We start from the raw sequence: 19,807 nt of genomic DNA on the forward strand, positions 1-19,807 counted from the left end.
TCGTCGACCAGTTCGAAGAGCTCTACACCCTGTGCACCGACCCCGCCGAACGCACCCAGTTCATCGACCGGCTCCTGAGCGCCACCGACCCGGCCGCCCGGCTGCGGGTGGTCATTGCGGTCCGTGCAGATTTCCTCGGCCGCTGCGCCGAACATCCGGGACTCACAGCCGCCTTGCAGGACGCCACCCTGCTCGCGGGGCCGATGGGCCGCGACGAACTGCGCGAGGCGATCGTCAAACCCGCCCAGACCGCCGGACTGATCGTTGAACGCACCCTGACCGACCGCATCCTCACGGACGTGGAAGGCGAGCCCGGCGCCCTCCCACTGATGTCCCACGCCCTGCTCGAGACCTGGCACCGCCGCAAAGGCCGCGCCCTCACCGAAACCGCCTACGAAGCAGCCGGCGGCCTGCACGGCGCCATCGCCCGCACCGCCGAAAACATCCACGCCCGCCTCACACCGGCCCAGGCCGACCTCGCCCGCCGGATCCTGCTGCGCCTGGTCACCCCTGGCGACGGCGCCCCCGACACCCGCAGACCCGCCCACCGCCAGGAGTTCGACTTCGGCAACCCGACGGACACCGCGACAGTCATCGAGCAACTGGCCCGCGCCCGGCTGCTCACTCTGGACGACGACCGGGTCGACCTTGCTCACGAGGTGCTCATCACCGCCTGGCCCCGGCTGCGCGGCTGGATCGAAGACGATCGGCACCGGCTGCGGGTCCTGCGCCGACTCACCGAGGCCGCCGCGGCCTGGCATGAACTGGGCCGCGATTCGGGCGCGTTGTACCGTGGATCGCGGCTGGCCGAGGCCGCCGAGGCTTTCCCGAATGCCGAGCGCACCCGTGAACTGACAATCGTGGAAAGCGACTTCCTTACCACCAGCATAGACACGCGCACCCGTGAACGCCGTCGGCAGGGCGGGCTGGTGAGTTCCGTGTCCGTGCTCTTGGTGCTCGCTCTGGTGGCCGGCGCGGTGGCCTGGCAACAGCACCGTACGAGCCAGCGACAGCACCTCGCCGCCGCCGCACGCCGCGCGGCCACCGCAGCCGCCGGTCTGCGTACGACCGACCCGAGAACGGCGCTAAGGCTGAGCGTCGCCGCCTGGCGGCTCAGCCACACCCCGGAGACCCGCTCAGCCCTCATCGGCGCCTTCGCCCAGCATGACCTGCCCACGTTCACGCCTCCCGGCCTCGCGGACGTCGACCAGCTGAGTCCGGACGGCCGGACTCTGATCAGGGTCGCAGCGGGCACGATCAGCCGCTGGGATCTGCGGACCCGGCGCCGGACCGACGGCCACCGGCTGCCCGGTGGCACGGACAGTCCCACAGCCTCGGCCGACGTCAGCCCGGACGGGCGCTACGTGGCCATACCGACCACGGACGACGACACTGCCGACATGCGAGTGCGTCTGTGGGACACACGCACGCACCGGTACCACGGCTCCGCCCTGGGCCCCTCCGGCTCGTCGGCCCTGCCTTCCAGGACCTGGAGCAACGACCAGGGACCCAGTGGCGGGGTAGAAGATGCGCGCACCTGGTCCGGTTTCAGCGCCCACGGCAACGCCCTGTTCTTCGCCGTGGACGACCATCTGGAGGTGTGGAGCGACGAGAGTGGGCGCCGCCTGTTCACTCACACGTCCCCCGAGCTGAGAGGGTCCACCGGCGGTGACATCAGCCCGGACCAGCGGCTGGTGGCCCTGTGCACGCAGGGCAGCGTCAGTGTCTGGGGCGTCGGGTCGCACCACCGGATCGACACGGCCTGGCACAAGCGGACCGCCTGCGGGAACGAGGCTCACCTCCAATTCGCCCCTGACGGCCGCACTCTGGCGCTGGTGGCTGCGACCGGGCTGCAGCGGCTCACGGTCAGTACCGGCAGGCGACTGCCACGACTCCGGCAAGTGTCGCCGCTCGCCTACGTGTTCAGTGAGGACGGCAAGCTGCTGGCCGGGTGGGGAAGCAACGACATCCGGCTGTGGCGGCTCGACCACCCCGAAGCTCCCGTCTTCAGCCACCCGTTGACCGAGACCCAGCCCAGCGATCTGCGCATCGACACCACGGCTCGTGTCCTGCGCTACACCACCCAGGAGTCCGATGAACAGACCGTCGTCCACAGTCTCGACATCGGCAACGCCCTCAGACCCCAGTGGAACGATCACGCCGTGGCCACCGCAGCCCTCAGCGCGAACGGCGCCGTGCTGGCCGTGCTGAACAGCCGAGGGAAGGCGGCGTCGGGCCCCCGCATCATCGATGGCCGCACCGGCCGACTCAGGTACCAGATCTCCGCCGCCGGGCCGCCTCCGACCTCCGCCACGTTCGAAGGCAACGACGTGACGGTGATGTCACTGAGCGCCGACGGCCGTCGCCTCGCCTTCGGATCGGGACCGCCCGACCCGCTCGAAGACCCGACACACATCACCGTGTGGGACACCGTGCGCAACCGGCGACTCACCGACATCAGGCCCTACCACGGCGACCAGTTCCTCGCAGGACTGATCCTCAGCCTCGACGGCCGGGAGCTGATGACCACCAACGCCGCAGACGCCTCCGTGACGATCTGGGACGCTGGCAATGGGAGGAAACTCAGAGTCATCCACCGGCATGACTCCGGCGACGGGGCCGGAACCGGCGATTACGTCACCGCCGTCTCCGACGACGGCGGTGTCCTGCTGACCGACGACGGTACGCTGCTGCCCGCTGATGGCCATGGCCGCCAATGGACCACACAGAACTGCCCGTGCGTCAGTGCCCTGAGCCGGGACGGCAGCCGCGTCGCCTTCGCGGACACGGACGCAGGAGGCATCACGCTGTGGGACACCCGGCGCGCCACCTCCCTGGGCGTACTGCCTGGCGGCTTCTTCAAGAGCTCCACGGACGAAGAGGAGGAGCCGACCGTACTGGCCTTTTCCCCCGACGGGAGCACGCTGGCCGCGGCCGGATCCCATGGCACCCTGCGGCTGTGGGACGTCGCTTCCCGCCAGCAGCTGGGTACCGACCTGCCCACCGCTGGTGACGAGATCGTCTCCCTCGCCTTCACCAGCGATGGCGGCAGCATGTACGCAGCGGGTACGCACGTGCCAGTGCAGCACTTCGACCTGGACCCGGCAGACGTGTCCGGCGCGGCATGCCGACGTGCCGGGGGCACGTTGTCACGCGACGAATGGCGCATGTACCTGGCAGACGTCCCCTACCGAAGTGTCTGCTAACCGAAGCCTGAAGGCCGCCCCTGTGCCGGCCCCGGAGTCCTAGCTCGGACACCAGGGAACATGTAACCCGCCAGTAGGTTTCAGGCGGATCTGGTCACTCGCCGAGGGTGTTGACGCGGTTTGCATACTCGCGAAGGGCCTTGCGCTGCGCCGGGATCGCCGGGGCGTTGGGGGTGCCGTCCAGGGGCTGGCAGCGGGCCAGGAGTTGGCAGTGGACTGAGGATGTGGCGCTGACGCGCAGTGTGTAGCCCTGGCCGCGCCGCACGGTCACGCCCTGGTCGAGCGCGGCCCATTCGGCGGGGTCCAGTTCGGCCATGCGAAGGAAGTCGGCGACCTTGCCCGGCATGTCGAGAGTGACCGGCAGTTCTGGGGCTGAGGAGTCCTGGTGGTCAGTGGTGTGCACGGGCACGAGGTCGGCAACGGCCGTACAGATGGCGCCCCGGCTGACGTGGTGTTCGCGGGCCAGACCGGCGATGGACTGGCCGCCTGGGATCACACAGACCTGCGTGGTCCACCTGATGCGGGCCTCGTTCCGCTACGCGGCCCGCCACGACTGGGACAAGATCTCCCGCGCGCTCAAGCCGATCTACACCGCGCCGACCGCGCAGGCTGCCGGTCAGTCGCTGCCGCTGGTATTCGAACTGTGGCCGGCAGGGTGGCAGGTCCCGTCCGGGCCCCAGCTCAAGCTGGAGCTCACCCAAGGCGACGCCCCCACCTGGCGACCCGACAACGAGACCTCACGCCTCGAACTGAGCGGCCTGCAACTTACGGTGCCCGTCCGCCCGTCATGATCCGCCACCCAGCAGGCGGAACGGCGCCTGCAGCGCAGCGCGGCGTGGCCGGACCTACGATGCCTGAGCTGGGCGGTGTCGGCGTGAGCTCCTGGGCCGGACCTTGATCTGGAACCAGCGGCACCTGCTCCACGCGGACTCGGGACTGGTGGGTTCATCAGTCCCAAGTCCGTCTCAGGGTGGCCCTGTAGGTGATCGGTCTGAGTGCGTTGTGTGCCTCATCCAAGTTCTGGTACAGGGCGTCGGCGGAGCAGGCGGCGGTGGTGAGGCTGGTGCGAAGGTCCTCCATGCGGAAGGCCAGATCGTCCGGGCCGTTGTCGGTGCGCAGGTGGCCATCGGCTTCCAGGCGGCCGAGGAACTCCCGGATCTGTCGAAGGGCCTGGGGCAACTGCTGAGCAAGGACCTTGAGGTTGTCGATCGTGGCGTACGCCTCGCCCGGGTACTCCAATCCTCCTTCGGCGGTGGCGTGGTTAAGGTCGCGGATGGCCTCGAAAGCGTCGTCGGAGATGTCGGCGGGGGTACGGGGCTTGTCCGTCATGCTGGGGCTCCTTGTCTCGTGGGCGAGGCCAGGATCAGGTGCGGGGTGAGCGGATTGTTGGGCGCGCTCGCGTCGTTTCGGTGCGCGGGTTGCGGCATGGCGCCTTCTGAGGAGGTCCCGGTGCCAGCGCAGGAGCGTGTCCGGGGCGCGCTTGGTAGGTGTTGGTGTACGTGGGTTTGCCGATCTGGCGTTGCAGGATATGAAGTTGGTGCCGCAGGGCAGGGTTATCGATGTTTTTGTCCCGGTCGCTCATCGGCAGTAGGCGAAGGAGAGTGAAGGTGTTGGTCATGGCGAGGTAGGCCTGGCGCAGGAGCACGACTGGTGATGATGTCGCACGTGCCCTCTTCGGGTGAGGACAGCGGGCCAGCGGCGGGCGCGGTCGAGCTTGGTGATCAAAGCCGTCACCTGGGTGGATGATTTATCGGCACCCGCATTGTCCACTGTCCCTTCTCTGCGCAGGCGGCCTTGGTGTCCGCTGACCGGCTTGTCATAGCAGGGCTATCACCTCCTGGGCGGCGCGTTCGCCGGCGCGCACGGCTCCGTCCATGTACCCGCTCCAGTATGTGGCGGTCTCTGTGCCGGCCCAGTGCACACGGGCGACCGGCTGGCGGATCTGTGCGCCGTAGCTGTAGATCACGCCGGGCGCGGCGACCGACGTCGGAGCGCCGGTCGACCAACGTTCGTGTGTCCAGTCGTGCTCGACGTAGTCGATGGGGGTCAGCGCTTGCGGGCCCACGATCTCGGCGAATGCCTGGAGGACGGCGGTTTGGCGCTCGTCGGCCGGCCGGTTGCCCCAGTCCCGCCATGTCGAGCCGCCGATGAAGGCCATCAGGACGCCGACGCCGGCATCCGGTGGGCTGTTGTCGAAGGTGGCCCTGACCGGGCCGGAGTCGATCAACGCCATGCCCGACAGGCCGGCGTCGCGCCAGAAGGGCCGGTTGTACACCGCATCGCATTTCATCAGCGCGCCCATTGGCAGTCGCTGGAGCAGCTCCAGATGCAGCGGTGGCAGCAGCGGATACCAGTCGATCTTGGCGGCCAGCGGTGGCGGTACCGCCACGATCACCCGGCTGGCGCGGACTTGTCCCCGGTCGCTGGTCACCGTGACGGAGTCGGCGGTCTGCTCGATCTTCCGTACGGGCGCCTTCAGCGCGACGATGTCGCCGAGTTGGGCGGCGAGCCGCAGAGGGATCAGTTGCGAGCCGCCGATTACGCGGGAGTCCTGTGCACCGCCGGAGGTGCCGGCGGAGCGCTCGAAGGTGCCGGGGGTGGTCTCATCGCCCGCGGTCGCGATGTACCACAGCAGGTACAGAAGCGACATTTCCCTCGGGTCCGTGCCGAAACACGGCTGCAGGTAGCACAACAGGAGGTTGGCCGTGGCCGGGTTGACCGTGTTCTCCTTGATCCAGTTGTCTACCGACTTGGCATCCCACTCCGCGGCCTTCGCCGCCGTCCACGGCGCGTCCACCGGCACTTGCTTGGACAGCGTGTCCAGCTGCAACTGCAAGTTGGCGGCATCGGCCAGGATCGTCGGATCGGGCGGGACGGTCCCGGTATAGCGCATGGTGATGCTGCCAGAAATGTAGACGTTGTCGCCCTGGGCGTACTCCTTGAACGTCTGCACACCGAGTTCCGCAGCCAGCGCCAGGATGTGGTCTTGGGTCGGCCCGACGAAGGCGCCGCCTGACTCGATCACCGAACCGTTGGCCAGCGTGTGGTTGAGCACCCGGCCGCCGACCCGGTCACGGGCTTCCAGGACAAGGACGGAGCGACCCGCGCGGGCTATCTGTCGCGCGGCGACCAGCCCGGAGATCCCGGCCCCCACCACCACAGTGTCCACGGTGGATGGGAGGTTTCCGCTGGTGGTCTCCGCCGAGGCCACTCCTGGCGCGGCGAGGAGCGTGCCGGCCGCGGTAAGCGTACCGGTGCCGGCCGCGCCGAGCAGGCCACGACGGCTGATTGAGGTCGGGCTCATGACCTATTCCTTTCCGATGTGGCTGCGGTTTTGCTCGGGGCTGAGGTGGCTGGGCGCGCTCTCAGCGCCGGGCGATCCGCCGTATATTGATGCCGATCTCGCGGAACGTGCCGCTGACCGTGTTGATACATCCGATGAAGCAGAAGCCGGGCGCGGACGCGTGGGCGTGCTCGCTGCGCACCATGGCGAGGCCACAGCCGTCGAGGACTGCACCGCGCCTGCGGACGTCGGCGGTGAGGCGCCCGCGCTCCGTATGCTCGGCAGGGGCGTCGGAGTGCTCACGGGCGCACCGGGGCGCCGGTGCCACTCGTGGACGGGTGGGCGGCGGTGGGGACCTTGGCATTGCGGGCGGTGAGGCTGAGGGCCGCGGTGCCGGGGATCGTCAGAGCGGCAATGTGCTTCGGGGTTCGGGTAACGCGCATGAGGTCCGCACCCGAAACACCCCCGCCGTCCTCGCCACCATCCGCGACCTGATCCGCGGCGCACTCCACCTCGCCGGATACGTCAACACCGCCGCCGCACGCCGAGCACACACCGAACGCCAGCACGTCCACGCGCTCTACGGCATCACCGGACCGGGTGGGAGATCTCACAGCCGCCGGAGCCGTTGTTGTAGTCGTTGGCCCAGGTCGACTGCACCGGGAACGTGCCGGTGGTCAGCTTGATGTTTTGCGCGGCGCCCTGACCGCTTGAGATCCAGGCGCACTTGTCGCCGTTCTCATAGCCGATGAGGTCGGTCCAGCCACCGGCCGGGTTCTGGTCGGTGATGGTCTCGGCGTACTCGTGGCCCTCAACGATGGTCACGCCGTCCAGGGTGCCGGGGCTGTTCACGAAGCCCTGGCCGCAGCTGCTGCCGGCGTCGGTGACGTACGGCAGGTTGGTGAATGCCAGTTGGCCGTATGGCGAGCTGACCGCGCCGCCGGACATGGAGGAGTCGCCGGTGTAGTCGTGCCAGGCGCAGAACTGGCCGGTGGGGGTGTTGAAGCCGTCCGGCGTGGTTCTGGTGGGTGAGACGACGACGTACTGGTTGTTGCGGTTGGATGCGGCGGTGGTGTGGCCGAAGTGACGGGAGGCCTTCACCGCTTCGGTGCCGATCTGGTTGCCGGTGGCGCTGCTCGGCGCGGCCGAGGAGGTGTCCGCCCACACTCCGGCGAGTGCGCCGCCGGTCGGGTAGCCGACGTGAGGCGCGGTGCTCGGACAGGTCTGTGTGCCGGTGGATACACCCTGGCAGTACTGGGTCATGACGCCGGACCAGGTCTCTTTCCTGGTGCCCAGGCCCTTGAGGAAGGCCTGCAGTCGCGGCGCCATGCCGACGCGGTCACCCGACAAGGTGGTGTTGCCGCTGGAGTTGGTGCCTCTGGTGCCCCATTGCGAACCCCAGAAGACCAGGTAGACCTTGGGGGCGCCGGTGGTGACGCCGAGGCTCGGGCTGCCCGCACCCCCGCCGTACCGCAGGTTGTTGAGGGAACCGGGCAGCAGGGCAAGGGACTTTTGTACGGCATCCAGCAGAGGGACGGCCCCGTGCCGGTAGGCGTGGCTTTGATCCGCGGCGGCCTGCGAGGCGGTGGCACCGGAGAGCGCCTGTGCCGGGCTGGCGACGACGACACCGGCGCCGCCCAGGGCGGCAGCGGCCAGCGCAGCGGTGGCCGCGCGCCGTGTGCTGCGGGTGGGGCGGAATATACCCATCGGAGTCCTCTCTATTACTGGTCAAGGACGCGGTGGTCAACCACGCTGACCGGCCCGGTAGCAGATTCCGGGAGGAACCGGTACCGCCGGACATTTGCGGAACGCTGTTCCCAGCCGTATCCCCGTGTAGGTGGGAGCAGCAAGGGATGCTGCGGAGAGTTGATGCGGGAGCGAAGAGGGCTCCGTACACATCGGGTGTGGCCTGTTGTCTCGTTGCGGGCGTGCTGGACGCGAAGAAGGTCGAGTCAGATGCGGTTTAACGTTTCGCTTTTCCCTATGGCCAGTCACCACGTGCAGTGATGCCGCTTACCGGCAAGTAGGAAAGCAGAGCGCCGGAACGCCCGTCAACACCGATGCGGATGTTCCTTTCACGCCGGGACAGCCTCGGCGGCAGCGGCACGGTTCCGCAGAGACGCGTGATTCGCGCTGGCGAGCCGGGATGCACTCGGGTCTGCGCAGGCCCCTCCCCATCCCGCGTACCTGGCGGTAACGTCGGCGGGGTTCGCGACGGCATACTGCCTCACCTAGGGCCTGTCCGGCCGATCTCCGTGGGAGAAGGAGCGGGGTCTGGCGCCTGTGATCGCAAGGCGGAGGAGGGAGGCGACGCGATGGGGGTCCCCCCTGCTCGAGCGGAGCCGAGAGCTTGGTGGGGGCACCTCCCGGACGGAGTCTGGGGGAGAGTCGTCGACTGACGACAACGCCGCGAGCGCTGGTGCCAGGGCACGCGACGCCGCGGAGATCGGCCGGACAGGCCCTAGTGCCTTGTGCAAGCCGTGTGGATCGTGCGCGGCGCTGGGCGCGTCATCGGCGGGGCTTCCTGACGCGCCGACAGCCAGGTGGTCGGGAAAGCTCCGATCGATCTCTACTGTGCGGGGGCCGGGCCGCCCTGGGCTCTGGGCAGGTTCACGGCCGGGTCGGTTGGGCAGTTCGGCCCCCTGCCGCTGATGGCGGAAAAAATTTCCTTCTTTCCGCGACGGATCCACGGTCCGTCCCCGTAGAGCAGACGACGGCCCTGCTCCACGTGCGGGGCGCGGCTATGCGGCGCGGAGGGGAGGGCACCGGATGGGTGTAGAGATTCGTGTGGAAGGACTGACCAAGTCTTTCGGTCGCCAGGTCATATGGCAGGACGTCTCGCTGACACTGCCCGCCGGGGAGATCTCGGTCATGCTCGGCCCTTCGGGGACGGGCAAGTCGGTGTTCCTCAAGACGCTCGTCGGCCTGCTCAAACCGGATCGGGGCTCGGTCCTGATCGCGGGACGGGACGTCACCCGGCTGCGCGAACGCGACCTGTACGAGGTGCGCAAGCTGTTCGGCGTGCTCTTCCAGGACGGCGCGCTATTCGGCTCCATGAGCCTCTACGACAACATCGCCTTCCCGCTGCGCGAGCACACCCGCAAGCCGGAGAGCGAGATCAAGCGGATCGTGCTCGAGAAGATGGAGTTGGTCGGGCTCCTCGGCGCGGAGGAGAAGCTGCCCGGCGAGATATCGGGGGGGATGCGCAAACGGGCCGGGCTGGCACGGGCGCTGGTACTCGATCCGGAGATCATCCTGTTCGACGAGCCCGACTCGGGTCTCGACCCGGTGCGTGTGGCCTACCTCAACCAGCTGATCGTGGACCTCAACGCGCAGATCGACGCGACGTTCCTGATCGTCACCCATGACATCGCCTCGGCCCGCCAGGTGCCGGACAACATCGGGCTGCTCTTCCGGCGCGAACTGGTGATGTTCGGGCCGCGCGAGAAGTTGCTGGCCAGCGACGAACCGGTCGTCGGGCAGTTCCTCAATGGCCGTATGCAGGGGCCGATCGGGATGGCGGAGGAAAAGGACGCGGCCCAGGTCGAGCAGGAACTCGCCGAGCTCGACGCCGGCAACCACCGCGGTCCGAAGGGCGGCAAGGGCGCGTCCGGTGCGGGAGTGACACCGCGCCTGCTGCCCAGTGACGGTATCGCCCGCTCGCCCCGCTGGCAGGCGATCGCCCAGCGCGAAGCGAGGTCGCATCCTCACGAGGTGGCAGACGCATGAGCCTGTCCCCCACCGCAGCGCTGCGGCATTCGGGCGACCTGTTCGCCCTCGCACTCGATGTGCTGCGCACCCTGCCGCGGCGGCCCTTCCAAGCCCGGGAATTCATCCAGCAAGCCTGGTTCGTCGCTGGCGTCACCATCTTGCCGACGGCGCTGGTCTCCATCCCGTTCGGGGCCGTCATCGCGCTGCAGATCGGCAGCCTGACGCGGCAGCTGGGTGCACAGTCGTTCGCCGGGGCCGCGTCCGTGCTGGCGGTGCTGCGGGAGGCCTCGCCGATCGTCACCGCGCTGCTGATCGCCGGGGCGGGCGGTTCCGCGATCTGCGCGGATCTGGGGGCGCGCAAGATCCGCGAGGAGATCGACGCGATGGAGGTACTGGGCATCGACCCGGTGCACCGGCTGGTGGTGCCCCGGGTACTGGCCTCGATGGTGGTGGCCGTCCTGCTCAACGGGCTGGTCTCGGTGGTCGGTGTGGCGGGCGGCTACTTCTTCAACGTGATCCTGCAAAACGGCACGCCCGGTGCCTATCTGGCGTCCTTCACCACTCTCGCCCAACTGCCTGACCTTTACGCGGGCGAGTTGAAAGCGCTGGTCTTTGGAGCCATCGCCGCGATCGTCGCTTCCTACAAGGGGTTGAACGCCAAGGGCGGACCCAAGGGGGTCGGCGACGCGGTCAACCAGTCGGTGGTCATCACCTTCATGTTGCTGTTCGTCACCAACTTCGTGATGACCGCCGTGTACTTCCAGATCGTTCCGCAGAAGGGGTGATGATGGCGCTCGCTGACCGGCTGCTCGCACGCCCGCTGCGTTCCCTGGAGGAACTCGGCGCCCAGATGTCCTTCTACGGGCGCTCACTGGCCTGGACCGGCCGCACGCTGCGCCGGTACAAAAAGGAGGTGCTGCGCCTGCTGGCCGAAGTCAGCTTCGGCCGCGGTGCCCTGGCCGTCGTCGGCGGCACCGTCGGCGTCATCGCCTTCCTTTCCTTCTTCACCGGCACGGAGGTGGGCCTGCAGGGATACGCCGCGCTCAACCAGTTGGGCACCTCCAACTTCGTGGCGTTCCTGTCGGCCTACTTCAACACCCGCGAGATCGCGCCGCTGGTGTCCGGGCTCGCCCTGTCCGCCACCGTCGGTGCCGGCTTCACCGCGCAGCTCGGCTCCATGCGCATCAGCGAGGAAGTCGACGCCCTCGAGGTGATGGGCGTTCCCTCACTGCCGTTCCTCGTCACCGCCAGGATGATCGCCGGGTTCGTGGCGGTGATACCGCTGTACGTGATCGGACTGCTCTCCTCCTACCTCGCCTCCCGCACCATCACCACCTCCTACTACGGGCAGTCGCCCGGCACCTACGACCACTACTTCCAGCAGTACCTGCCGCCGGTCGACGTGCTGTGGTCGTTCGGCAAGGTGATCGTCTTCGCCGTCGTGATCATCCTGATCCACTGCTACTACGGCTACCACGCCAAGGGCGGCCCGGCCGGGGTCGGGATCGCCGTGGGCCGCGCGGTGCGCGCCTCGATCGTCACCATCAACATCCTGGACTTCTTCCTCAGCCTGGCTATCTGGGGAGCCACCACCACCGTAAGGATCACGGGTTAGCCGATGACGACGACACCGAAGAGCCCGGCGCTGCGGCCGGGTGACCTGCCACCCCCGCGCGGCGGCGGACGTGGGTGGTGGCCGAGGCGTCCCTGGTCGCGCAGGGCCGTGCTGCGCTGGTACGGCGTTGTCTTCCTGGTGGTCATCGCGACGCTGCTGTCGCTGGCCGTGGCGGTCTACCAGCAGGTCTTCACGCCCGTGGTGCCGATCACTTTGCAGGCGTACAGCATCGGCAGCCAACTGCTGCCGCAGGCCGACGTCAAGCTGGACGGCCTGATCGTCGGCGAGGTACGCCAGGTGCATGCCGACGGCCAGAAGGCGACCCTCGACATCGCGCTCAAGCCGCAGGACATCGCCCTCATCCCCGCCGACGTCGACGCACGCCTCCTGCCCAAGACACTCTTCGGCGAGGAGTACGTCGACCTGGTCCCGCCCGCGCACCCGTCACCACGCCACATCCAGGCGGGGGACGTCATCACCCAGGACCGCACGAAGGCCGGCATCCAGCTGCAGCAGTTGATGAACGATCTGCTGCCCCTGCTGCGCGCGGTACAGCCGGGCGAGCTGAACGCCGCCTTGTCCGCGTTCGCCGACGCCCTCGAGGGCCGCGGCGACGCCATCGGCGCCAACCTCTCCCGGGTCGAGAGCTACCTGCGCCGGCTCAACCCGCACCTGCCGGCGCTCATGACGGACTTCTCCCGCCTCGCCGACACCGCCCAGGTGTACAGCAACGCCGCCCCCGACCTGCTGAGGATCCTGGACAACACCATCACCATGAGCCGCACCGTGGTGGCCAAGCAGGACGCGCTGCGGTCGTTCCTGACCGGAACCACCACCTTCGCCGGCACCGCGCAGGGCGTCCTCAGCGACAACGCCGACCGGATCATCACTCTCGCCAACGTCTCACGGCCGATCCTGGCGCTGCTCGCACGCTACGCACCCGAATATCCCTGCCTCCTGAGCGGGCTGACGGCCTCCGAGCCGCTGGCCGAGCAGGTATTCAGCGGCGGGCAGATGCACATCACCTTGGAGTTCCCCTTGCCACGCTCCGGCTACCACCCCGGCGAGGAACCACAGTACGCCGACCACCGCGGCCCGAACTGCGAGGGACTCCCGAATCCGCCCGTGCCGGCACCGGCCGTCCACTTCAACGACGGCACGTCGGCGCGGGGCGGCCAGAGCAGCCTGCCACCGAGCACCGGCCAGCCCAGCAGTGTGTCGGGCACGCCGGCCGAGCAGCACCTGATCGGTTCGCTTGTGGCGCCGGTCATGGGCGTACCAGCCGACCAGGTTCCTGCCGTCGCGACCCTGCTGTTTGGTCCCATGGTCCGCGGTACGGCGGTGAGCGTTTCATGAACGCACGGGCATCCACCGCACCCCTGATCAAGTTCTCCGTGTTCGCCGTGGTGACGATCCTCGCCACCGCGCTGCTGGCCGCCACCATCGTCAACATCGACTTCACGCCCACGGTCACCTACAGCGCCGTTTTCAGCGACGTCACCGGCCTGGAGACCGGCGACGACGTACGGGTCGCCGGGGTCAGGGTCGGCCAGGTTCAAGACATCCGCATCAAGGACCGGACGCTGGCCGAGGTCACCTTCGACGTCACCCGCGACCGGCCGCTGCTGACCAGCACTGGAGCCGTCATCCACTACCGCAACCTGGTCGGACAGCGGTACATCGCGCTAACGGAGGGGGCAGGAGACGGCTCACGGCTGGCGCCCAACAGCACCATCCCGCTCTCCCGCACACAGCCGGCGCTAGACCTGAACGCCCTCCTGGACGGATTCAAGCCCCTGTTCGCCGCGTTGAGCCCGAACGACGTCAACCAGTTGGCGTCCGAACTCATCAGCACCCTCCAGGGCGAAGGCGGCACAGTCGACAGCCTGCTCGCCCACACCGCCTCACTCACCTCCACACTCGCCAACCGAGACCAGCTGATCGGCTCCGTGATCGACAACCTCAACACCACGCTGGCCACCGTGGACAAACGCAGCGTCCACTTCTCCGCCCTCCTCGACCAACTGCAACAACTGGTCTCCGGGCTGTCCGCCGACCGCACCGCCATCGGCGACTCACTCACCTCCATCAGCAACCTGGCCGGCGCAACCTCAGGCCTGCTCGCCCAGGGCCGCCCCGCGCTGCGCTCCGACATCGCCGGCCTGTCCACCCTCGCCGGAACCCTGCAGAGGAACAACCCCACCGTGGAAGGCGTGCTGCAGCGGCTGCCGCACAAGCTCAACGCGCTGACCGGCACCGCGACCTACGGCTCCTGGTTCAACTACTACCTGTGCGGCTTCGACGGCCGGATCGTGCTGCCCAAGGGCCAGGTTCTCACACCACGTATGAACATCGGCCAGGGGAGGTGCGGCAGTTGATCCCGTTCCGCGAACGCAACCCGGTGGTGATCGGGACCGTCGGCCTCACCGTGCTCGCCCTACTGACCTTCGCAGCCTTCAACATCCAGGCTCTCCCACTGATCGGCGGCGGCGACACCTACAGCGCGGCCTTCTCCGAAGCAGGCGGCCTCAAACCGGGAGACGAGGTGCGCATCGCCGGAGTCAAGGTCGGCCAGGTCGACGACGTCGGCCTGGAAGGCGACCACGTCCGCGTGGGATTCCGGATCACCCGCGACGCGCAGTTCGGCACCTCCACAGGCGCCGCCATCCGGGTAAAGACGATCCTCGGAGCGAAGTACCTCGCCCTGAAACCCGCCGGCCCCGGCCAGCTCAGAGCCGGCAGCGAGATTCCACTGAACCACACGGTCTCCGCCTACGACGTTGTCCAGGCCTTCAGCGACCTCACCACGACCAACGAGCAAATCGACACCCAGCAGCTGGCCACCGCACTGGACACCGTCTCCTCGGCATTCCAGGACGCACCAGCCGAGGTCAAAGCCTCCATCAAGGGACTGTCCGAGCTCTCAGTGACCATCGCCAGCCGTGACGCGGCCCTACGGGACCTGCTGCGGCACGCCAACGGCGTCACCAGCGTGCTCGCCGCCCGCTCGCACCAGCTGACCACCCTGGTCAACGACGGCGACCTGCTCTTCCAGACGCTGGACAACCGCAGCCAGGTCATCGGCGACCTGCTGCGCAACGCCGCCGACCTCGGCATCCAGCTCTCCGGTCTCGTCGCCGACAACCAAGCGCAGATCGGCCCGGCGCTCAGCCGGCTCAACGCCGTCGTCGACATGCTCAAGCGGAACCAAACCAGTCTCGACCGCAGCATCGCGCTGCTGGCTCCCTTCCTCCGGCTCTTCACCAACACCCTCGGCAACGGCCGCTGGTTCGACAGCTACATCCAAAACCTCACCGCCGCTCCGGCCGTCCCGACACCCTCAGGAAGGCCACGATGATCCGGCTTCGCGCAATCGTCCCGCCGCGCAAGCGCCTCCGCCTGGTGGCCCTCACCCTGATCCTGCTGCTCGTCGCCGGCCTGGCCGCCGTCCTGTGGCCGCGATCCCAACCGGTCAGGGTCACCGCCTACTTCACCCGCACCGTCGGGCTCTACCCGGGATCCGACGTACGCGTCCTCGGCGTCCGCATCGGCGAGGTGAAGAAGATCACCCCGCAGGGCAACCGCGTCCGCGTCGACCTGGAGTACGACGCCGGCAGCGAGGTCCCCGCCGACGCGAAGGCGGCCATCATCAACTCCTCCGTGGTCAGCGACCGCTACCTCCAACTGCTCCCGGTCTACCGCGGCGGCCCCGCGATGAGGAGCGGTGCCGTCATCCCCGAAAGCCGCACAGCGGTCCCCGTCGAGCTGGACCGGGTCTTCAACAGCCTCAACACCGTCTCCCAAGCCCTCGGACCACACGGCGCCAACACCAACGGTTCACTCTCCCGGCTGCTGTCGGTCAGCGCCCAGAACCTCAGCGGGCAAGGCGCCGACCTGCACCAGATGATCCAGAACCTCTCACAGGCCGTCACGACACTGTCCAACGGCCGCAGCGACCTGTTCGGAACCGTGAGCAACCTGCAGGTCTTTACCGCCGCCCTGGCCTCCGACGACGGACAAGTCCGCGCGTTCAACAACGACCTGGCCAAAGTGGCACAGATGCTGGCCGGCGACCGCACCCAACTCGCGGCCGCCCTAAAGCAGCTGTCCTCCGCACTCACCGACGTAGCCGGCTTCGTCCGCGCCAACCAGAACTCGCTCACCACCAACGTCAAGGGCCTAAGCCAGGTCACCGGCGTCCTGGTCAAAGAACGCAGCGCCCTGCAGGAAATCCTCGACGTGGCACCCACCGGGCTGTCCAACCTCCAGAACGCCTACAACCCGGCCTCCGGCACGCTCGACACCCGCAACAACGCCGAGCAGGCGCAGGATCCCGCAAGCCTGGTCTGCTCCCTGCTCAAGACGACCGGCCAGGGCAGCGACTGCAGCCAGATCCGGCAGCTCATCGGCTCACTACCCCCGCTCCCCCAAGCCAACCCGACCACCGGCCTGCCAATACCCGCAGCCGGCACGGCACCGACGGACCGGACACTCGGCGGAATCCTCGGAGGCCGCGCATGATCCCCCGCGCCCACCGCGAGCCGCCGCCTCGCCGCCGAGCACGTACCACCACCGCCGCGTGGCTGGCCGCGGTCTCGCTGCTGCTCACCGGCTGCCAGTTCAACGGGCTCGCCGACCTCCCCCTGCCGGGCGGCGCGGCCACGAACCACGCCTACCACGTCACCGTGGATTTCCAGGATGTCCTGGACCTGGTGCCGCAGTCGGCGGTCAAGGTCAACGACGTCACCGTCGGCGCCGTCGAGAAGGTCGAGCTGAACGGCTGGCAGGCCCGCGTGCGCCTGCGCATCTCCAACTCGGTCAGACTCCCGGCCGACGCAGTCGCCCAACTGCAACAGACGAGCATGCTGGGCGAGAAATACATCTCCCTGTCAGCCCCGACCGACGTCCCCGCGGTCGGACGGCTCACCGACGGCGCGCGTATCCCGTTGTCCCGCAGCGGCAGCGACCCGCAGGTCGAAGAGGTACTCTCCGCCCTCTCCGCCCTGCTCAACGGCGGCGGCGTGGCCCAACTGCACACGATCACCGTGGAGCTCAACCATGCGCTGAAGGGCCGCGAGCAGCAGGTCAGGAGCCTGATGAGGGAGCTGGACACCTTCATCGGCGGGCTCGACCGGCAGCGCTCCGAAATCGTCCGAGCCATGCAGGGCATCGACAAGCTGAGCAGCACCCTCAACCAACAAAGCAGTGTGATCGGCCAAGCCATCGACAACATGCCGCCCGCGCTGAAGATCCTGGCCGATCAGCGCCACAACCTGACCGCCATGCTGACGGCGCTGTCCAACCTCGGCACCGTGGGCACCCACGTGATCAACGCCTCGCGCGACAACACCGTCGCCGACCTGCAGCAACTCCAGCCGATCCTCACCGAGCTCAATACGGCGGGCAACGATCTGCCCAACGCACTGGAGTTGCTGACCACCTATCCGTTCCCTCGCAACGCCGTCGACGCCATCAAGGGCGACTACACCAACCTGCACATCACCGCAGACCTCAACCTCAACAACCTCTACCACAACGCCGGCGGCCCCACTCCGACGCCGGGACCCAGCTCACCCGTGCCGGGGCTGCCGAAACCGCCCATACCGACCCTTCCGCCCATACCGACCCTCCCGCCGCTACCCACCTTGCCGTCCGTGCCGAAACTGCCGGTCCCGACGCCCAAACCGGCCCCATCAGCATCGAGCGGCGGACCACTGTGCCCGCCGGTGTGCACCGGCACCGGCATCGCCTACCACACCGACGGATCCGGTACCCCGATCGGTGTCGACATGCCGCTCGCCGAGCTCATGACGAGGGGGATGCAACCGTGATCACCGCAGGGGTCAAGACCCAACTCATCGCCTTCGCCGCCCTCACCGCCGTCGGGATTTCCTACGTCGGCGCCCGGTACGCCGGGCTGGCCGATGCCATCTCGCCCAGCGGATACACCGTGCGGGCCGACTTCGCCGACTCCGGAGGCATCTTCTCCGGCGCCGAGGTTACCTACCGCGGCGTGCCGGTGGGCCGGGTGAGCGCACTGCAACTAGCCTCCGCCGGCGGAGTCTCGGTGCAGTTGCACATCGACGGCGCCCCTCCCATCCCCTCCGACACCCTCGCCGTGGTGGCCAACCGCTCGGCGGTCGGCGAACAGTACGTCGACCTGCAACCGCGCACCAACGGCAGCCCCTACCTGCACAACGGCAGCACGATCGCCCGCCGCGACACCCGCACCCCGCTGCCCACCACCACACTCATCCTCAGCCTCGACCGGCTGGTCAACTCGGTCGGCAAGCAGGACCTGCGGACCACAGTCGACGAGCTGGGCAAATCCTTCGCCGGCACCGGCCCGGACCTCACCCGGCTGGTCGACTCGGGCAACGCGCTCATCGAGTCAGCGAACGCCGCGCTGCCCCAGACCATTTCGCTGATCGACAACTCCCGCACAGTCCTGAAGACCCAGACAGACGAGGGCTCAGCGATCACTTCGTTCTCCCGGAACCTGGCAGCCCTCACCGATCAGCTCAAGAACAGCGACAAGAACATTCGAGGAGTACTGGACGGCGGCAGTTCCGCCGCAGGCGCCACGGACGCGCTGCTGCGCGCCAACAGCGGCGCGCTCCCAGTCCTGCTGGGCAACCTCATCAGCGGCGGCCAGGTCACCCAGGCCCGGCTGCCCGGTGTAGAGCAGGCTCTCGTCACCTTCCCCGCCGTGGTCGCCGGAAGTTTCACCGTGACGCCCGGGGACGGCTCCGTGCACTTCGGAATGGTCCTCAACGCCAGCAACCCGCCGACATGCCGCCAGGGCTACAACACCCAGTGGCGCGACCCCAGCGACACCTCGGCGCGCCCCGCCAACACCGGGGCCCGATGCACCCTCCCGCGCGGCAGCCAGTCCTCGGTCCGCGGAGCCCAAAACGCCCCCCGGCCGGCGGGTTCCTCCGGCTCCGGCCAAGCCCAGCAATCCTCGCTCCTGACCCCTTACGACCCCCAGACCGGCTCCGCCAGCGGCCCGGACGGGCAGCCCTTCGAGATCGGCTCGACAGGCGGACAGCAGAGCACGTTCGGAAAGGACTCATGGCAATGGTTGCTCGTCGGACCGATGGTGTGACCGGCCGGCTTCTGGCTCGTGCATGTGCCACGCTGCGCCAGCTGCGCACCGTGGGGGCCCGCCGTACACGCCGCAGCAAGTGGCTCCTGCCGACACTCGCCCTCGCGGCGCTGCTGTCGGCGGTCTTGCCCGGTTACCTGGGCGTGCGCGTATATCAGCAGCACCAGGTGGAAGGACGCGACCAGGACATCCTGGCGGCAGCCAGGCAGTTGGCACTGAACTTCACCTCACTCGACTACCGGCACTACGACCGGGACGCCAAAAACGTGCTGAACATGGCCACCGGCAGCTTCAGACAGCAGTTCGCCGATCAAACCTCGAACCTCACGAAGCTGGTCGCCACCAACAAGTCCGTCTCCCAAGGCCAGATCCTCGACGCGGGCATCGCCAGAGCCGACGCGCGATCCGCCAGCGTCCTGGTCGCCGTCGACAGCAAGGTGACCAACGTCGCCGCGCCGAAGGGGCAGGCACGCAACTACCGGCTCCAGGTCGACCTTGTCCTCCAAAGCGGGCGATGGCTCGCTTCCAACGTCGAGTTCGTCGGCTGATCCGCGCAAGCGGGTGCCGTTCACAGACGCACACCAGTCAAGGGGAAGATATCGTGGCGAATCACACCGCCGGAGGGCGCAGCCGCGACCGCACGCCACGGCAGCGTTCCGTGGCCGCAGCCGCCCGCGCCGCAGCCAGGCGATCAGAGCGAGCACACCGGTCCCGGACAGGTCCCGACGAGCCGGAGGCGGCACGCAAGACCTTGACCCTCTCGCTCGAGACACCGTCTCGAGCCGCAGCCGCCGAGACACACCACCGGATTCGACCTCTGCGGCGAGCCTTCAAAACACTGCGCGAGTACGTCGGCCACATGCCAACATCCCGCTCCGCAACAG

At 68.3% G+C, this 19,807-nt stretch carries 17 protein-coding genes and 2 pseudogenes; 13 read left to right on the top strand and 6 right to left on the bottom strand.

Going from position 1 to position 19,807, the window contains the following annotated elements:
- Positions 1-3,206: WD40 repeat domain-containing protein (locus FCI23_RS43620; RefSeq protein ID WP_136729603.1), on the top strand; the 3,206-nt coding region annotated here is incomplete at its 5' end.
- 94 nt (positions 3,207-3,300) lie between these two features.
- Here FCI23_RS43620 and FCI23_RS43625 read toward each other — a convergent pair.
- Complete coding sequence (locus tag FCI23_RS43625) at positions 3,301-3,702, bottom strand: resolvase (protein ID WP_136729604.1); 402 nt, start codon at positions 3,700-3,702, stop codon at positions 3,301-3,303.
- On the opposite strand from FCI23_RS43625, the pseudogene FCI23_RS64690 reads away from it, so the two are divergent.
- Positions 3,686-3,865: pseudogene (locus FCI23_RS64690) on the top strand (transposase); the annotation flags it as partial. The gene FCI23_RS43625 and the pseudogene FCI23_RS64690 overlap by 17 nt on opposite strands.
- A 289-nt stretch (positions 3,866-4,154) precedes the next feature.
- On the opposite strand, the gene FCI23_RS57335 reads toward FCI23_RS64690, so the two are convergent.
- The 4 genes from FCI23_RS57335 to FCI23_RS57340 all read right to left on the bottom strand — a co-directional run bounded on the left by FCI23_RS57335 (position 4,155) and on the right by FCI23_RS57340 (position 6,932).
- Positions 4,155-4,535, bottom strand: a complete 381-nt coding sequence (locus FCI23_RS57335) for a hypothetical protein (protein ID WP_169317231.1) — start codon at positions 4,533-4,535, stop codon at positions 4,155-4,157.
- 487 nt (positions 4,536-5,022) lie between these two features.
- The gene (locus tag FCI23_RS43645) at positions 5,023-6,510 is read right to left on the bottom strand and encodes a flavin monoamine oxidase family protein (protein WP_136729605.1); all 1,488 of its coding nucleotides are present in this window, start codon (positions 6,508-6,510) and stop codon (positions 5,023-5,025) included.
- 61 nt (positions 6,511-6,571) lie between these two features.
- A complete protein-coding gene (locus FCI23_RS43650; RefSeq protein WP_136729606.1) occupies positions 6,572-6,817 on the bottom strand; it encodes a hypothetical protein in 246 nt (81 codons plus the stop codon).
- Positions 6,789-6,932 (bottom strand): hypothetical protein, encoded by a 144-nt coding sequence (locus FCI23_RS57340; RefSeq protein WP_169317230.1) that lies wholly within the window; start codon positions 6,930-6,932, stop codon positions 6,789-6,791. The genes FCI23_RS43650 and FCI23_RS57340 overlap by 29 nt, the downstream gene beginning before the upstream one ends.
- Here FCI23_RS57340 and FCI23_RS43655 point away from each other — a divergent pair.
- Positions 6,933-7,082: pseudogene (locus FCI23_RS43655) on the top strand (ISAs1 family transposase); the annotation flags it as partial.
- On the opposite strand, the gene FCI23_RS43660 reads toward FCI23_RS43655, so the two are convergent.
- Positions 7,078-8,196: a hypothetical protein gene (locus FCI23_RS43660; protein WP_211265716.1), complete on the bottom strand. Its 1,119-nt coding sequence runs from the start codon at positions 8,194-8,196 to the stop codon at positions 7,078-7,080. The pseudogene FCI23_RS43655 and the gene FCI23_RS43660 overlap by 5 nt on opposite strands.
- A 1,062-nt stretch (positions 8,197-9,258) precedes the next feature.
- On the opposite strand from FCI23_RS43660, the gene FCI23_RS43665 reads away from it, so the two are divergent.
- From FCI23_RS43665 to FCI23_RS43710, 10 genes are read left to right on the top strand one after another with little or no spacing between them, the layout of a single operon-like run.
- Positions 9,259-10,218, top strand: coding sequence for an ABC transporter ATP-binding protein (locus FCI23_RS43665; protein WP_136729607.1), 960 nt, complete (start codon positions 9,259-9,261; stop codon positions 10,216-10,218).
- Positions 10,215-10,985: an MlaE family ABC transporter permease gene (locus tag FCI23_RS43670; RefSeq protein WP_136729608.1), complete on the top strand. Its 771-nt coding sequence runs from the start codon at positions 10,215-10,217 to the stop codon at positions 10,983-10,985. Before FCI23_RS43665 ends, FCI23_RS43670 begins: the two co-directional genes overlap by 4 nt.
- 2 nt (positions 10,986-10,987) lie before the next feature.
- Complete coding sequence (locus FCI23_RS43675) at positions 10,988-11,815, top strand: MlaE family ABC transporter permease (RefSeq protein ID WP_136729609.1); 828 nt, start codon at positions 10,988-10,990, stop codon at positions 11,813-11,815.
- Positions 11,816-11,818: 3 nt separating this feature from the next.
- Positions 11,819-13,171, top strand: coding sequence for an MCE family protein (locus tag FCI23_RS43680; protein ID WP_136729610.1), 1,353 nt, complete (start codon positions 11,819-11,821; stop codon positions 13,169-13,171).
- Entirely contained in the window at positions 13,168-14,193 is a 1,026-nt protein-coding gene (locus FCI23_RS43685; protein ID WP_136729611.1) for an MCE family protein, read from the top strand. Before FCI23_RS43680 ends, FCI23_RS43685 begins: the two co-directional genes overlap by 4 nt.
- Positions 14,190-15,173, top strand: coding sequence for an MCE family protein (locus tag FCI23_RS43690; protein ID WP_136729612.1), 984 nt, complete (start codon positions 14,190-14,192; stop codon positions 15,171-15,173). Before FCI23_RS43685 ends, FCI23_RS43690 begins: the two co-directional genes overlap by 4 nt.
- Positions 15,170-16,336, top strand: a complete 1,167-nt coding sequence (locus FCI23_RS43695) for an MCE family protein (protein ID WP_211265717.1) — start codon at positions 15,170-15,172, stop codon at positions 16,334-16,336. Before FCI23_RS43690 ends, FCI23_RS43695 begins: the two co-directional genes overlap by 4 nt.
- Entirely contained in the window at positions 16,333-17,646 is a 1,314-nt protein-coding gene (locus FCI23_RS43700; RefSeq protein ID WP_136729613.1) for an MCE family protein, read from the top strand. The genes FCI23_RS43695 and FCI23_RS43700 overlap by 4 nt, the downstream gene beginning before the upstream one ends.
- Entirely contained in the window at positions 17,643-18,923 is a 1,281-nt protein-coding gene (locus FCI23_RS43705; protein ID WP_136729614.1) for an MCE family protein, read from the top strand. Before FCI23_RS43700 ends, FCI23_RS43705 begins: the two co-directional genes overlap by 4 nt.
- A complete protein-coding gene (locus tag FCI23_RS43710; protein ID WP_246144639.1) occupies positions 18,920-19,471 on the top strand; it encodes a hypothetical protein in 552 nt (183 codons plus the stop codon). Before FCI23_RS43705 ends, FCI23_RS43710 begins: the two co-directional genes overlap by 4 nt.
- Positions 19,472-19,807 lie beyond the last annotated feature (336 nt).

The sequence above is a fragment of the Actinacidiphila oryziradicis genome (genome assembly GCF_005047355.1).
Classification (GTDB): domain Bacteria; phylum Actinomycetota; class Actinomycetes; order Streptomycetales; family Streptomycetaceae; genus Actinacidiphila; species Actinacidiphila oryziradicis.